This window comes from Comamonas badia DSM 17552 (assembly GCF_000484635.1).
Classification (GTDB): domain Bacteria; phylum Pseudomonadota; class Gammaproteobacteria; order Burkholderiales; family Burkholderiaceae_C; genus Comamonas_C; species Comamonas_C badia.
This window is the reverse complement of sequence record NZ_AXVM01000001.1, coordinates 134,827-147,632: the sequence shown is the minus strand read 5'-3', so window position 1 is coordinate 147,632 and position 12,806 is coordinate 134,827. Positions and strand designations below refer to the sequence as shown.

14 protein-coding genes are annotated in these 12,806 nt (G+C 68.5%); 5 read left to right on the top strand and 9 right to left on the bottom strand.

All coding sequences use genetic code 11. The features are described 5' to 3' along the window. Positions 1-7: 7 nt before the first annotated feature. The 4 genes from K320_RS0100745 to K320_RS0100730 all read left to right on the top strand — a co-directional run bounded on the left by K320_RS0100745 (position 8) and on the right by K320_RS0100730 (position 4,185). A complete protein-coding gene (locus tag K320_RS0100745; RefSeq protein WP_029695670.1) occupies positions 8-1,474 on the top strand; it encodes a leucyl aminopeptidase in 1,467 nt (488 codons plus the stop codon). A 2-nt stretch (positions 1,475-1,476) separates the two neighbouring features. After that, a complete protein-coding gene (locus K320_RS0100740; RefSeq protein WP_024536997.1) occupies positions 1,477-1,779 on the top strand; it encodes a hypothetical protein in 303 nt (100 codons plus the stop codon). Between the two features lie 300 nt (positions 1,780-2,079). Beyond that, positions 2,080-3,426 carry an FAD-dependent oxidoreductase gene (locus tag K320_RS0100735; RefSeq protein WP_034342215.1) on the top strand — a complete coding sequence of 449 codons (1,347 nt, stop codon included), beginning with the start codon at positions 2,080-2,082 and terminating at the stop codon, positions 3,424-3,426. A gap of 66 nt (positions 3,427-3,492) precedes the next feature. Further along, positions 3,493-4,185 (top strand): Rieske (2Fe-2S) protein, encoded by a 693-nt coding sequence (locus K320_RS0100730; RefSeq protein ID WP_024536995.1) that lies wholly within the window; start codon positions 3,493-3,495, stop codon positions 4,183-4,185. Here K320_RS0100730 and K320_RS0100725 read toward each other — a convergent pair. After that, the gene (locus K320_RS0100725; RefSeq protein WP_024536994.1) at positions 4,158-5,858 is read right to left on the bottom strand and encodes a thiamine pyrophosphate-binding protein; all 1,701 of its coding nucleotides are present in this window, start codon (positions 5,856-5,858) and stop codon (positions 4,158-4,160) included. The genes K320_RS0100730 and K320_RS0100725 overlap by 28 nt on opposite strands. 81 nt (positions 5,859-5,939) lie before the next feature. On the opposite strand from K320_RS0100725, the gene ylqF reads away from it, so the two are divergent. Then, entirely contained in the window at positions 5,940-6,875 is a 936-nt protein-coding gene (gene ylqF, locus K320_RS0100720; RefSeq protein WP_024536993.1) for a ribosome biogenesis GTPase YlqF, read from the top strand. Between the two features lie 73 nt (positions 6,876-6,948). Here ylqF and K320_RS0100715 read toward each other — a convergent pair whose 3' ends face one another. From K320_RS0100715 to K320_RS0100680, 8 genes are all read right to left on the bottom strand, one after another. Further along, positions 6,949-8,211, bottom strand: a complete 1,263-nt coding sequence (locus K320_RS0100715) for an MFS transporter (protein WP_024536992.1) — start codon at positions 8,209-8,211, stop codon at positions 6,949-6,951. A gap of 55 nt (positions 8,212-8,266) precedes the next feature. Further along, on the bottom strand, positions 8,267-9,076 hold the full coding sequence (locus K320_RS0100710) for a LytR/AlgR family response regulator transcription factor (RefSeq protein WP_024536991.1): 810 nt from the start codon (positions 9,074-9,076) through the stop codon (positions 8,267-8,269). Then, on the bottom strand, positions 9,073-10,137 hold the full coding sequence (locus K320_RS0100705; protein ID WP_024536990.1) for a sensor histidine kinase: 1,065 nt from the start codon (positions 10,135-10,137) through the stop codon (positions 9,073-9,075). Before K320_RS0100705 ends, K320_RS0100710 begins: the two co-directional genes overlap by 4 nt. An 87-nt stretch (positions 10,138-10,224) precedes the next feature. Beyond that, on the bottom strand, positions 10,225-10,884 hold the full coding sequence (locus K320_RS0100700; protein ID WP_024536989.1) for a glutathione S-transferase family protein: 660 nt from the start codon (positions 10,882-10,884) through the stop codon (positions 10,225-10,227). Between the two features lie 6 nt (positions 10,885-10,890). Continuing rightward, positions 10,891-11,184, bottom strand: a complete 294-nt coding sequence (locus tag K320_RS0100695; protein ID WP_024536988.1) for a 2TM domain-containing protein — start codon at positions 11,182-11,184, stop codon at positions 10,891-10,893. Positions 11,185-11,198: 14 nt separating this feature from the next. Continuing rightward, complete coding sequence (locus K320_RS0100690) at positions 11,199-11,762, bottom strand: DUF6622 family protein (RefSeq protein WP_084301128.1); 564 nt, start codon at positions 11,760-11,762, stop codon at positions 11,199-11,201. Positions 11,763-12,028: 266 nt separating this feature from the next. Next, a complete protein-coding gene (locus K320_RS0100685) occupies positions 12,029-12,460 on the bottom strand; it encodes a GFA family protein (RefSeq protein ID WP_029695666.1) in 432 nt (143 codons plus the stop codon). 38 nt (positions 12,461-12,498) lie between these two features. After that, positions 12,499-12,786: a DUF1330 domain-containing protein gene (locus K320_RS0100680; RefSeq protein WP_024536985.1), complete on the bottom strand. Its 288-nt coding sequence runs from the start codon at positions 12,784-12,786 to the stop codon at positions 12,499-12,501. Positions 12,787-12,806 lie beyond the last annotated feature (20 nt).

Here is a 12,806-nt window from a genome sequence, read left to right as displayed (position 1 = left end):
AAGAACCATGGATTTTGAACTGAAAACGCTGGCGCTTGCCGCCGCCTCCTCGCAGCGCTGCGATTTGCTGGTGCTGCTCGTGGCCGAAGGCTTTGCGCCGGGGCCCGATGCGCTTTCGTCGCTGGCGGCACTGGCACTCAAGCAGGGCGATTTGCAGACCCGCGCCGGCAGCCTGCTGCAGTGCTACGCGCCGCCGGGCGTGGCCGCGCGCAGGGTGGCGCTGCTGGGCGCGGGCGATGGCGGCGCGGCGGCGGTGCGCAAGGCGGTGCTGGCGCTGGCGCCCGTGCTCAAGGTGCGCGGCATCAAGCAGGTGGTGACGCTGTTCGCCCAGGCGCCGCAGCCCGAAGCGGTGGGCGCCGCCGTGCGCTCGCTGGCCGAGGCAAGCTATGTCTACACCAGCACCAAGAGCAAGCCCGAGGCGCGCACCCTGGCGCGGGCGGTGATCGGCGTACCCGCGCCGGCGCCGGTGCGCGGCGCGTTTGATACCGCGGTGGCGGTGGTCGCCGGTGTGGAATTTGCGCGCGAATGGGCCAACCGCCCGGCCAACCACGCCACGCCCACGTTGCTGGGCGAAGCCGCGCAGTCGCTGGCCAAGCACAAGCCCATCCAGTGCAAGCTGCACGGCCCGGCGCAGGTGGCCAAACTGGGCATGGGCGCCTTCATGGCCGTGGCGCAGGGCTCCAGCGAACCCCTGCGCTTCATCGAGCTGCACTACCAGGGCGCCGCCAAGGGGCAGGCGCCGGTGGTGCTGGTGGGCAAGGGCATCACCTTCGATTCGGGCGGCATCTCGATCAAGCCGGCAGCCGGCATGGACGAGATGAAGTTCGACATGGGCGGCGCCGCGAGCGTGCTCGGCACCTTCCGCGCGCTGGCGCAGCTCAAGCCCAGGATCAATGTCGTCGGCCTGATCCCCGCCTGCGAAAACCTGCCCGACGGCAAGGCGGTGAAGCCCGGCGATGTCGTCACCAGCATGAGCGGCCAGACCATAGAAATCCTCAACACCGATGCCGAAGGGCGCCTCGCGCTCTGCGACGCGCTGGCCTATGCGGCGCGCTTCAAGCCTGCCGCCGTGGTGGACATGGCCACGCTCACCGGCGCCTGCGTGGTGGCGCTGGGCGGCGTGCGCAGCGGCCTGTTCGCCAACGACGAGGCGCTGGCGGCGCAACTGCAGGCAGCGGGCGAGCAGGCGCTGGACCCGTGCTGGCGCATGCCGCTGGACGATGACTACGCCGAGGGCCTCAAGAGCCACTTCGCCGACGTGGCCAACGTGGCAGGACGCGATGCAGGCGCGGTGACCGCGGCCAAGTTTCTGCAGCGCTTTGTCGGCGGCTACCCCTGGGCGCACCTGGATATCGCCGGCACGGCATGGAAGAGCGGCGTCGCCAAGGGCGCCACGGGGCGGCCGGTGGGCCTGCTGGTGCAATACCTTCTGGCCGCAGCCTCCGCCCGGCGCGGCGCGGGGCGCGGAAAGTAGCCATGCCTGAGCCCAGGCCGCTGCCGCGCTTCATTCCGACGCTGACCGACGTGGTGCAGATGCCGCCGCCGGTGGTGGCGCAGCCAGCGCCGGCAGCGCCTGATGCCGCGTTGTCCGAAGCCGTGGTGCAGTCGCCATCGGTGGGTCCGACCGACGTGGAAAGCGCCGTGGCGCAGCGGGTGCAGGCACTGTTGCAGGCACGCCTGGATCAGGCCGTGCACCAGGTGCTGGACGGGATGCAGCCGCTGGTGCGCGAGGCGGTGGCTCAGGCTCTGGCAGAAAAGCTTCCGCGAGAGCGTTTGTAGGCCGATAGGCCTGTTGCGCATGCCCCATCAGTGCCGTGCGCTATGCATTTTGGATATTTGCATATATTTGCAGTGATTGATACACCTGCTTAGAATGCGGCGCAGAGGGACACGGGCGCAATCTCGCCAGTCCCGGCTCCAGTGTTTTGCGGTGTGCGTCTCACCGGACCTGGCGTTCTGGAACAGAGGATGTTCCAGGGGGCTTGTGCCTGATGTCCCGTTCTTGTGTCCGTAGCCTCTGTCCGGCGACTTGCGTTTGCAGCGTGAACCTTGTTTCACCGCAACGCAAAGGAGACTTCCATGTCGGATCGCAGAGGGTTTTTGAGGAACAGCGGACTTGCCGCCGCGGCAGGTGCCGCCGGCGTGATGCTGGGGGGCAGCGGCTGCGCGACCGCCGCCGGGCCGGCGGTGGCTACCGGCCGCATGGCCGCGCTGCCCAAGGCCAGGGGCCCACGCCTGGTGGTGGTGGGCGGCGGCACGTCGGGCCTGACGATCGCCAAGTACGCCAAGAAGGAATTTCCGCAGTTCGATGTGGTGCTGGTCGAAAAGCGCGACATGTACTCCTCGTGCTTCACCAGCAACCTCTGGTACGCCGGGCTGGTCACGCTGGAAAACCTGGCCAACCACAGCTTTCTGGACGCCGCGGTCAACAACAAGTATGTGTACTTCAACGCCACGGTGACGGGGCTGGACCGCGCGGGCAAGACCCTGGTGACGAGTGAAGGCGACATCAAGTACGACTACCTCGTCATTGCCCCCGGCATTTCCTACGACTACGGCAAGATCGGCGTGAACGACATCGATACCCAGACGACGCTGCGCCAGGTGTACCCCGGCGGCTTTGTCTCGACGACCGAGCATGTCACGCTGCACCGCAAGATCCGCGAGTTCGAGGGCGGCGTGTTCGTGCAGACCGTGCCCAGCGGCAACTACCGCTGCCTGCCCGCGCCGTATGAGCGCGCCTGCCTGATCGCCTCGCTCATCAAGCACAACAAAATCAAGGGCAAGGTGGTGATCCTGGACGCCAACCCCGAGGTGACGATCAAGGCCGAGGGTTTTCACGCCGCGTTCGACCAGCTCTACAAAGGCATCCTCGAATACCACCCCAATGCAGCCGTGAAGGGCGTCGATCCGGCCAAGCGCACGATAGAGACGGATTTCGACAGCGTGCAGTTCGCCGACGCCGCGATCTATCCCAACGTGCGCGGCTCGACGCTGATCGAGCAGCTGGGCCTGCTGGCACCGGCCACCAAGTCCAACCAGTTCGAGGCCAACATCGACACGCGCTTCTACAACATCGTCGGCGACACCTCGGTGTACGTGACGGGCGATTCCCGCCCGCACCCGTACTCCAAGAGTGCCAACACCTCCAACACCGAGGCGCACTACGTCGCCAGGGTGCTGGCCGCGCGCGCGCAGGGCAAGGAGATCAGCTGGACCACGCCCGAGACCATCTGCTACTCGGTGGTCAATGCCTTCCCGATGGAGGCGATCTCGGTCAAGGCGCACTACGTGTACGACGCGGGCAAGGACGCGATCACCGGCTTCTCGCCCGACACGCAGGTGTTCAACAACCGCGACGCCGCCAAGGGCAAGGCCACGCTGGAATGGGCCAAGGGGCTGTACCGCGACATGTTCAACGCCTGACGCGGAGCGCTTGTCCAAGCCACCCTTGCGGTGGCTTTTTCCGGCTTTTAATATAAGGAAATTCTTATGGATCGTCGCTGCTTTACCCAGGCATGCACCGGCGCCTTGCTGGCGCAGGGCCTGTCCGTCTGGGCCGGCCCGGTGCAAGACTACGCGCACATCAAGCTGGTCCATCCCGATGGCGCGCCGCTCAAGGCCTCGGAAGTGGGCACGCAGGAAGCCCTGGTGTTTGCCTACCCGCTCAAGGGCATTCCCTGCTATCTGATCAACCTGGGTGAGCGCAAGGCCAGCACGCAAAGCCTGCAGTCGCCCGATGATGGTGACTACACCAACCCGGAAGGGGTGGGGCCGAAGGGCAACTTCGTGGCTTTTGTCGCGATCTGTACCCACCAGCTCAGCTATCCGACCCCGGCGGCCAGCTATCTGCGCTACGCCGCCGCGGGCAGCGAACTGGGCGGCGGCCCGGGCCGCATCGTCTGCTGCGCCCATGGCAGCGTGTACGACCCTGCCCAGGGTGGCGCGCGCGTGACGGGGCCGACGCAGAACCCGCTGATGCCGGTACGCCTGGCCTGGGATCCGGCCACCGACCACCTGACGGCCACCGGCACGGTGGGGCGCAAGTTCTTCGAACGCTTCTTCCAGACCTTCAAGGGCGATCTGATCGAGCAGTACGGCCCCGGCGTCTACCGCCAGGAAGTGGAGGGCAGCGCGGTGGCGGTGCCGCTGAGCGCTTATTCCAGGGAAGTGCCGGCCTGCTGAGCCTTTTGGCGCAATCCATCCATCGTCGCCGTCGGCGTGATCGCCTGCGGGTCGATCAGGCAGTGGAGCAGCGCGGGTTTGCCGCTGGCCCGGGCGCGCGCCAGGGCGGGGGCGAATTCCTCGGTGCGTTCCACCCGTTCCCCATGCCCGCCAAAGGCGAAGGCGTAGGCGCAAAAATCCGGATTTTTCAGATCGGTGGCGCTGACGCGGCCGGGGTAGTGGCGCTCCTGGTGCATGCGGATGGTGCCGTACATGCCGTTGTCCAGCAGGATGACGACGATGGGCAGGCCGTACTGCACGGCGGTGGCGAATTCCTGGCCGTGCATCAGAAAGTCGCCGTCGCCCGCGAAGGCGATCACCTCGCGGTCTGGCCACAGGCGCTTGGCGCCGACGGCGGCCGGCAGGCCGTAGCCCATCGAGCCGCTGACCGGCGCGAGCTGGCTGGCCCAGGCGCTGAAAGGCCAGAAGCGGTGTACCCAGATCGTGAAATTGCCCGCGCCGCTGCAGACGATGGTGTCCGCGGGCAGTGCGGCGCGCAGGTGCTGCATCACCGCGCCCATCTGCAGAGCGCCCGGGATGCGGTTGGGCGCGGGGTCGGTCCAGGCAAGGAAGTCTGCGTGCGCCGCGCGGGTGTATTCGGCCCAGGGCGTGGCACTGGGGGCGGGCAGGGCGGCCAGCGCGGCGGCTAGGGGCCGGGGCGTGGCATGGATGGCAAGGCGCGGCTGGTACACCTGCCCGAGTTCTTCGGCGTCGGCGTGGACGTGGATCAGGGTCTGCGCGGGCGTCGGAATCTGCCAGAGCGTGTAGCCCTGCGAGGGCACGTCGCCCAGGCGCGTGCCCAGCGCCAGCACCAGATCGGCGCCGCGCAGGCGCGCAAGCAGCGCGGGGTTGGCGCCCAGGCCCAGGTCGCCTGCGGCGCAGGGGTGGTCGGCCGGGCACAGGGTCTGGCGGCGGAAGGCGGTGACGATGGGCAGTTGCCAGCGCTGCGCAAACGCGCCCAGATCGGCCACCGCCTGTTCTGACCAGCGGCTACCGCCCGCAATTACCATGGGGCGCTGCGCAGCCGCCAGAAGGTCTGCCAGTGCCTGGATTGCCGATGCACCCGGTGCCGTCTCCACGACGGTGGCGGGCCGCGCATCGGGGGCGGATGCCGTGTCGGTCAACATATCCTCGGGCAGCGCCACGACCACCGGGCCGGGCCGCCCGTTCACCGCCATGTGAAAGGCGCGCGCCACCAGCTCGGGGATGCGGCGCGCGTCGTCGATCTGTACCACCCATTTGGCGATGCTGCCGAACACCGCGCCGTAGTCCACTTCCTGGAAGGCCTCGCGGTGCAGCACGCCCCGCGCCACCTGGCCGACGAAGACGATGAGCGGGGTGGAATCCTGCTGCGCGATGTGGATGCCGGCCATCGCGTTGGCGATGCCGGGGCCGCGCGTGACGAAGCAGATGCCGGGGTGGCCGGTGAGCTTGCCCTGGGCCTCGGCCATCATCGCCGCGCCGCCTTCCTGGCGGCAGACGGTGACGGCGATGCGCGCGTCGTGCAGGGCATCGAGCACCGCCAGATAGCTCTCGCCGGGCACGCAGAAAAGCTGCTGCACGCCCTGCAGTGCCAGCTGATCGACCAGCAGCTGCGCGCCGGTGCGTGCGGGAAGGGTTTGGGGTGCAGGCATCGCGGCGCTCCTGTCTGTGCGGTGGGACGCAGCCATTATCCTTGGGCGTTTTCCGCCCTGCACCCGAGAGAGATTCGCCCCATGGCCATTCAATGGTTTCCCGGCCACATGCACCTGACGCGCCAGGCGATCGCCGAGCGCGTGAAAAGCATAGACGTGGTGATCGAACTGCTGGACGCGCGCCTGCCCGGCTCCAGCAGCAACCCGCTGCTGGCCGAGCTGGCGGGCCACCGGCCCACGCTCAAGGTGCTCAACAAGCAGGATCTGGCCGACCCGGTGCGCACCGATGCCTGGCTGGCCTGGTATGGCGCGCAGGCCGATACGCGCTCCATAGCGCTCGATGCCTCCGAGCGCGCTCCGGCGCGCCGCCTGGTCGATGCCTGCCGTGAACTGGCGCCGCTGCGCCGGGGGCTCTCGCGCCCCATGCGCGTGCTGATCGTCGGCGTGCCCAACGTCGGCAAGTCCACGCTCATCAATACGCTCAGCCGCAAGAGCCAGGCCAAGACCGGGGATGAGGCAGGCGTGACCCGGCAGGAGCAGCGCATCGTGCTCGACGATGATTTTTACCTCTGGGACACGCCCGGCATGCTCTGGCCGCGCATCATCGTGCCCGAAAGCGGCGTGCGCCTGGCCGCCAGCGGCGCCGTGGGCCGCAATGCCTACGACGAGCAGGAGGTGGTGCTCGATCTACTGGCTTACCTCAAAATTCATTATTCAAAAGAGCTTGCAGCGCGCTACGACATTGCGCTGACAGCTATCGAATTGAGAGAAACCCACGACGACGCGCTGCTGGAGCTGATCGCGCGCAGGCGCGGTGCGCTGATGGCGGGCGGGCGGCTGGACTGGCAGAAGGCGGCAGAGATCGTGCTGACCGATTTTCGCGGCGGCAGCATGGGACGCACCACGCTGGAAACGCCCGGGGAATATGCGCTGTGGCTGGCCGCGGGCCAGGCCAAGGATGCGGAGCGTGCCGCCCGGCGCAAGGCGGCGCACGAGGGGCGCAAGCGAACGCGGTGAACGGACCGGGGCGCGCATGCGGCGTCGCCTTTGGCATCGCTTGCCGCCGCTGCCGCGGCACAGCCGGCCGGCGCTACTGCTGCTGTACGCCCGGTGGCTGGGGCAGCAGCGCGAAAGCGATCGCCGACAGCGCCAGCCAGCCGGCGATGCTGGCCATCACCACCGCGTAGGGCTCCAGCCCGGCCTGGCTGGCGGCGCTGGCGATCAGCCCGGTGGCCCATTGCATCACCGCCACGCCCATGAACATCGCCATCGTGAATGCCGCCATCGCGCGCCCGGTGATGGCTGCCGGGTAGGCATTGCGGACATCCGCGTACTGCAGCACGATGTAGCCTGATGCGAGGCCGATGGTCATCATGCAGGCCACGTCCAGCCAGGCCCAGCGCGCAAAGGCCAGCAGGCTGAACAGGGCCGCCAGCACTAGCGTCCAGCCTGTCAGCCAGCGCCGGCGCGTGGCGGGTCCCGGGTCCAGGCGGCCGAACAGCACCGGGCCGACCAGCAGGATGAGTGACAGCGCCAGCGCCGCGTTGCCGCTTTGCACCAGCGAATAGCCGTGGCGCTCGGTCAGCATCGGCCCCATCCACAGACCGCGCAGCGTGATGACCGCGGCATAGGTGGTGCTGCCCAGCACCACGATGCCCCAGGTGTGCGGCAGGGCGAACAGCGCGGCAAAGCGGCGCATCGCCTGCGCGGCGGATTCGCGCTCGCCGCCGTGCGCCGCGGGGCGCCGCGCGGGTTCGTGCAGCGCGCGCCAGATCCACAGCCAGGCCAGCAGCCCCAGCACGGCCAGCACCCAGAAGCCGTTGCGCCAGGAGCCGTGCTCGATGACCCACGCCAGCGGCGTGCCGGTGAGCAGCATGCCCGTGGAGCCGAGCGCGATCGTCATGCCCGAAATGGCGGCGAAGCGCTGCGGCGCGAAGTGCCGCGCGATGAACACGGTGCAGACCAGGAAAGTGGGCGCGCAGCCCAGCCCTATCAGCACCTGCGCCAGCACCAGCGGCGTGGCGCCGGGCGCCATCGCCGAGAGCACCGCGCCCACCAGTGCCAGGGGAAACGTCGCCAGCACCGTGCGGCGTATGCCATACAGGTCTATGGAGATGCCCATGAAGAGCTGCATCGCGCCGAAGGCAAAGTGGTAGGCGCCGGAGAACAGGCCGAGCTGCCTGGGCGTGAGGCCGAAGGCGGCCTGCAGCGGTGGCGCCATGATCGCCCCCAGGGTGCGAAAGGCCTGGCTCATGTTGAACGCGGCGATCAGCGCCAGCAGCATCCACAGCGCAGCCCGGGGGGCGAGAGAGGGGGCGGGGCTGGCGCTGGTGGCACTTGGCGTGGAAGGCATGGGTGGCGAGACTAGCGCGTTTTGCCGCGCGCCGCCTGTCGCGCGCGCTACCCGTTTACATGGCCTTGAACAGCGGCGCGTACAGACGGCTGACGGCCAGGCGCTCGGGGCGCTCGCGCAGCTGCAGGAACAGCCGGCCGGCTTCGTCACGGTGGGCGGCTTCGACACCGCCGATGCGCACCAGCGTGCCGCGGTGTACCTGCCAGAATTCCTGCGGATCGAGCTGCGCCGCCAGTTCCTTGAGCGGCGTGCGGATCAGGTATTCGTGCGTGGCGGTGAGCACGCGCACGTATTTGTCCGCGGCCTCGAAGTACAGCACCTCGGCCACCGGCACCATGCGGATGGTCGAACCGCTGCTCGCCTGCAGCACCGCCAGGCGCGGCGGCGTACCGCCTGCGCCAGCGGCAAGCCCGGGCACCGCCAGCAGTTGGCGCAAGCGCTGCAGGGTTGCTTCATCATCAATAGCTGCCGGCGCTTTTGCAGCAAGCGTTTGACGTAGTTTTTGTATGGATTTTTCCAGTCTGGCGTGCTGGATCGGCTTGAGCAGGTAATCCACCGCCTGCGCCTCGAAGGCCTGCACCGCGTACTGGTCGTAGGCGGTGGTGAAGACCAGCAGCGGCAGCGGCGATTCCCGCGGCCAGGCATCGAACAGCTCGGCTGCGGCATCGAGCCCGCTCTGGCCGGGCATGCGGATGTCGAAGAACAGCACCTCGGGCCGCAGCGCCAGCGCTTCGCGCGCGGCCGAGAAGCCGTCGCCCACGGTGGCGACGATCACCAGCTCGGGCCAGGCCTCGGCCAGTGCCTGCCGCAGCGCCTGGGCCAGCAGCGGTTCGTCTTCGGCAATCAGGGCGCGCGGTGCGGTCATTGCAGGGGAATAACGATGTTGGCGCAAGTCTGGCCTGCGCTGTCAGCTATCAATTCAAAGGTGGCCTGGTCGCCGTAGAGTGTCTGCAGGCGCTCGCGTACCTGCGCCAGGCCAAAGGAGCGGCCCAGCCGGGCATCCGTCTGCGGCAGGGGCGTGGTCAGCGGCGTGCCGCTATTGCGCACCTGCAGCGCCAACCGGCTACCGTCTGCCGTGGTGCGCGCGCTCACCTGCACGCTGCCACCCGCCACCTCGGGCTCCAGCCCGTGGCGGATGGCGTTTTCCACCAGCGGCTGCAGCAGCAGCGGCGGCAGCTTCGCGCTGCGCAGCGCGTCGGGCAGATCGAGCCGCCAGGCCAGGCGCGGCCCCATGCGCACCGCGATCAGTTCCAGATAGTCGCGCAGGCGCTCGAACTCGTCAGCCAGCGGATGCAGGGCCGCGCGCGAACCGCCCAGCGTGGCGCGCAGGTAGTCGCCCAGGCGGTCCAGCATCTGCTGCGCGGCGGCGGGGTCCAGGCCGATCAGCACGCGCAGATTGGCCAGGGTGTTGAACAGCATGTGCGGTTCGAGCTGGCTTTGCAGCAGCATCAGGCGCGCCAGGGCGGCATCGCGCTCGGCGCTGGCAATGTGCGCCTGCAGCGCCGCCTGGCGGCCCCGCGTGTGGAAGTAGAAGCTGGCGACCACGCCAGCGGCAATCGTCACCACCAGCGCCATGCGCAGATCGCGCTGCGGCATGTGGGCGGTGTCGCCCAGCAGCCAGGCCGCCAGCCGCGTGCCGGCAAAAAAGCCCACGGTGATGCCGATGGCCGTCAGCAGCAGCCCGCGCCAGCCCCGGGGCCAGCCGTGGCCTTGGCGCTCCGGGTTGCGATGGCAATGCTCGCGCGGCACCAGCAGGCGGCCGAATTCGATCACCAGCCAGGTCAGGCCGCCGATGCACACCGAATAGACCAGCTGGCGCGGGTAGCCGCCGCTGGGCCAGACCAGGGTGGTGAAGACCGCGACCACGCAGCAGAAGGCGAGCACCTGCAGGCCGTGGCGCAGCGCGTCGAGCCAGATGATCCGCATCGCAATGGGCTACTTGAAAGATAGCTTGCAGCGCTTTACCATCAAGCGCCAGAGCTGAATTTGATCATTGGAACATGCCCAGCCGCATCACGCCGCTTCGCGGGCCAGCGCGCGCTGGTAGGCCGGCCGTGCGCGGATGCGCGTCAGCCAGGCGACGAGGTGCGGGTGGTCGCTGCCATTCAGACCGGCACGCGCCTGCGCCGCCTCCAGCGGATAGCTGAGCTGCACGTCGGCGGCGCTGAAGGCATCGCCGGCGAACCAGTCGCACCGTGCCAACGCGCTTTCCATGTAGGCCAGGTGCAGTGTGATCTGCGGACCGACGAAGCTGGACATCGCCTTGGCGGCGATGGCCCGGGCGACGGGCTTGGCGAAGAACGGCATGGGCGCGCTGGCGACCCGGTCGAACACCAGCTTGAGCAGCAGCGGCGGCATGGCCGAGCCCTCGGCGTAGTGCAGCCAGTAGCGGTAGCGTGCGAAATCCGCCGTGCCGGGTGGCGGCGAGAGGCGCCTGGCGCCGAAGCGTTCGGCCAGCGTCTCGATGATGGCGCCCGATTCCGCGAGCACCTCGCCATCGACCACCACCACCGGCGACTTGCCCAGCGGATGGATGCGTTTGAGCTCGGGCGGCGCCAGCAGGGTCTTGGGATCGCGCAGGTAGCGCACGATTTCGTAGGGCTGGCCGAGTTCTTCGAGCAGCCACAGGATGCGCTGCGAGCGCGATTGGTTCAGGTGGTGGACGGTGATCATGGTGCCTCAGCCTTGTTGCCGGTCGCGGAGCTTATCGCGCTCGGCCTGCAGCAGGCGCTCGTGCAGGCCGCCGCCCCCGGTGGCGAGCCACACGGCCAGCCCGTGGATCGCCAGCCCCAGGCCCCAGCCGGCCAGCGGAAAGAGGAACCACGGGCGCCCGCTTTGCCAGGAGATCAGTGCGAGGCCCGCGTTGACGCAGAGGTAGACCAGCGCATGCATATACCAGCCCAGCTTGGCGCCGGCGCGCTTGCGCGCCAGGCGTTCGATGCGATCGTCTTCGGAGAAGTTGGATGGCGCCATGGAAAGACTCCTTTTCAGGCTTGTTGCACATGCAGGGCCGAGGAGGCGCCGCGCACCAGCCGCAGCACGCTGAGCGTGCGGGCCGCGAAGAATCCCGACAGCAGGCCATACAGCGCGGTCACGGCAGCGGCGAAGCCTGCGTCATGCGCCAGCGGCGGCTCCATCGCCAGCTGCACGCCGATGCCGTATTTCATCAGGAACACCGCCAGGATCAGCCCCATCGCTGCCCAGCCGCCCGGCAGATGCACCTGGCGCGTGGCGGCATTCCAGCGGGTGCCACGGGGCGCTGCCAGACGGCCGCCCATGGTCAGCACCGTGGCGGCGCAGATGGCCCAGAGCGCCAGCAGCGCGGCCAGGTGCCCGGTGCCGCCGAAGGCCGACTGCACGCCCCACAGCGCCAGTCCCGCCATGGCGACGGGCAGGAGGACGAGACGGCCCAAGGGCATGTCGCGGTCGCGGGTGGCCGAGAAACCGAGCGCCAGCAGAGCGGCAAGCAGGCCGCCGACCCAGGCAGGCGTGCCGTGCACGATGTCGATGATGGCTTCGGGGTGGCGGGCAAGCAGTTGGGTGAGCAGCATGGTTGAGCCTCAGTAAAACGCGGGAAGGGACGGCGATGGGCGTGATGGTGCGCCGCGCGGGTGCTGCGCGCGAGCGCTTTGCGACGAAATGCCATGGCCCGGCGCCAGATGCGGCTGGCTTGCGCCAACCGTGGGCAGGCAGTTGCCGCCAGTGCGCTGCTGCCCTCGGGAGGTGGTGCGCATGCAAAAGCCGCCATGGCCTCCTGCGAGGCCATGGCGGCTGAAAAAGTGGGAAGGCGGGGAGCGGGCGTGCCCGCGCGCCTGGCTTACTCGGGCATGACTTCGCCCGAGCCGCCTGCCTCCTTGGGCAGGTCGCGCATCTTGGGCAGGCCGTCCTTGATCGGCAGCCGCGTTTCCTGGTAGTGCACGTGCAGCATGGGCTGGAACGGAAACTGCGGAATGACCGCGGCAAACACATCGGTCAGGCCCATGCCCGGGTGCTCGGTGAAGACATGGCCGCCGCAGCTCTTGCACCAGCGGCGGTAGCTGTTCTCCGTCTTGTGGAAGCTGGCGATGTTGTCCGCGCCCTTGGTGACCTTGACCGCATCGGGCTGCCAGAGTGTGAAGGCATTGACGGGGCCGGCCGACCAGGTGCGGCAGGACTCGCAGTGGCAGTAGCCCATCAGCGCGGGGCTGCCGGTAACGGTGAACTCGACGGCGCCGCAAAAGCAGTGCCCCTGGTAGCTGGAATCACTCACGTTTGTCTCCTGGTTGGGTTTGGGGGTGAAATCTGGCGTCAATCATCATAGGCGATCAGCACCACGTCGGCCGCCTGCGCGCGGACGGGCAGCAGAGCCTGGTAGGCGGCGGAGCCATGCCAGCCGTCGATGCTGGCCTGGTCGGGAAAGCGGATGACGACGACATCCCGGTGGGGATCGTCACCGGCATAGCTGGCGCTGTGGGTGCCGCGAAACAGCAGCTCAGCGCCCCAGGGCGCGAGGGTGGCCGGCACCTTGCTGCGGTATTCCGCCCATTTTTCTGCATTCTTGACGGTGATGCGGCCGATGAGGCAGGCGCCGGGCATGAAGGATTCCTTGAAAATGC

Bases quoted from the DNA above. Each gene is read 5' to 3' on its own strand.
- K320_RS0100725 (WP_024536994.1), bottom strand. From the start codon at position 5,858: ATGCCTGCACCCCAAACCCTTCCCGCACGCACCGGCGCGCAGCTGCTG.
- K320_RS0100740 (WP_024536997.1), top strand. From the start codon at position 1,477: ATGCCTGAGCCCAGGCCGCTGCCGCGCTTCATTCCGACGCTGACCGAC.
- K320_RS0100690 (WP_084301128.1), bottom strand. From the start codon at position 11,762: ATGCTGCTCACCCAACTGCTTGCCCGCCACCCCGAAGCCATCATCGAC.
- K320_RS0100680 (WP_024536985.1), bottom strand. From the start codon at position 12,786: ATGCCCGGCGCCTGCCTCATCGGCCGCATCACCGTCAAGAATGCAGAA.
- K320_RS0100745 (WP_029695670.1), top strand. From the start codon at position 8: ATGGATTTTGAACTGAAAACGCTGGCGCTTGCCGCCGCCTCCTCGCAG.
- K320_RS0100705 (WP_024536990.1), bottom strand. From the start codon at position 10,137: ATGCGGATCATCTGGCTCGACGCGCTGCGCCACGGCCTGCAGGTGCTC.
- K320_RS0100715 (WP_024536992.1), bottom strand. From the start codon at position 8,211: ATGCCTTCCACGCCAAGTGCCACCAGCGCCAGCCCCGCCCCCTCTCTC.
- K320_RS0100710 (WP_024536991.1), bottom strand. From the start codon at position 9,076: ATGACCGCACCGCGCGCCCTGATTGCCGAAGACGAACCGCTGCTGGCC.
- ylqF (WP_024536993.1), top strand. From the start codon at position 5,940: ATGGCCATTCAATGGTTTCCCGGCCACATGCACCTGACGCGCCAGGCG.
- K320_RS0100730 (WP_024536995.1), top strand. From the start codon at position 3,493: ATGGATCGTCGCTGCTTTACCCAGGCATGCACCGGCGCCTTGCTGGCG.
- K320_RS0100695 (WP_024536988.1), bottom strand. From the start codon at position 11,184: ATGGCGCCATCCAACTTCTCCGAAGACGATCGCATCGAACGCCTGGCG.
- K320_RS0100735 (WP_034342215.1), top strand. From the start codon at position 2,080: ATGTCGGATCGCAGAGGGTTTTTGAGGAACAGCGGACTTGCCGCCGCG.
- K320_RS0100700 (WP_024536989.1), bottom strand. From the start codon at position 10,884: ATGATCACCGTCCACCACCTGAACCAATCGCGCTCGCAGCGCATCCTG.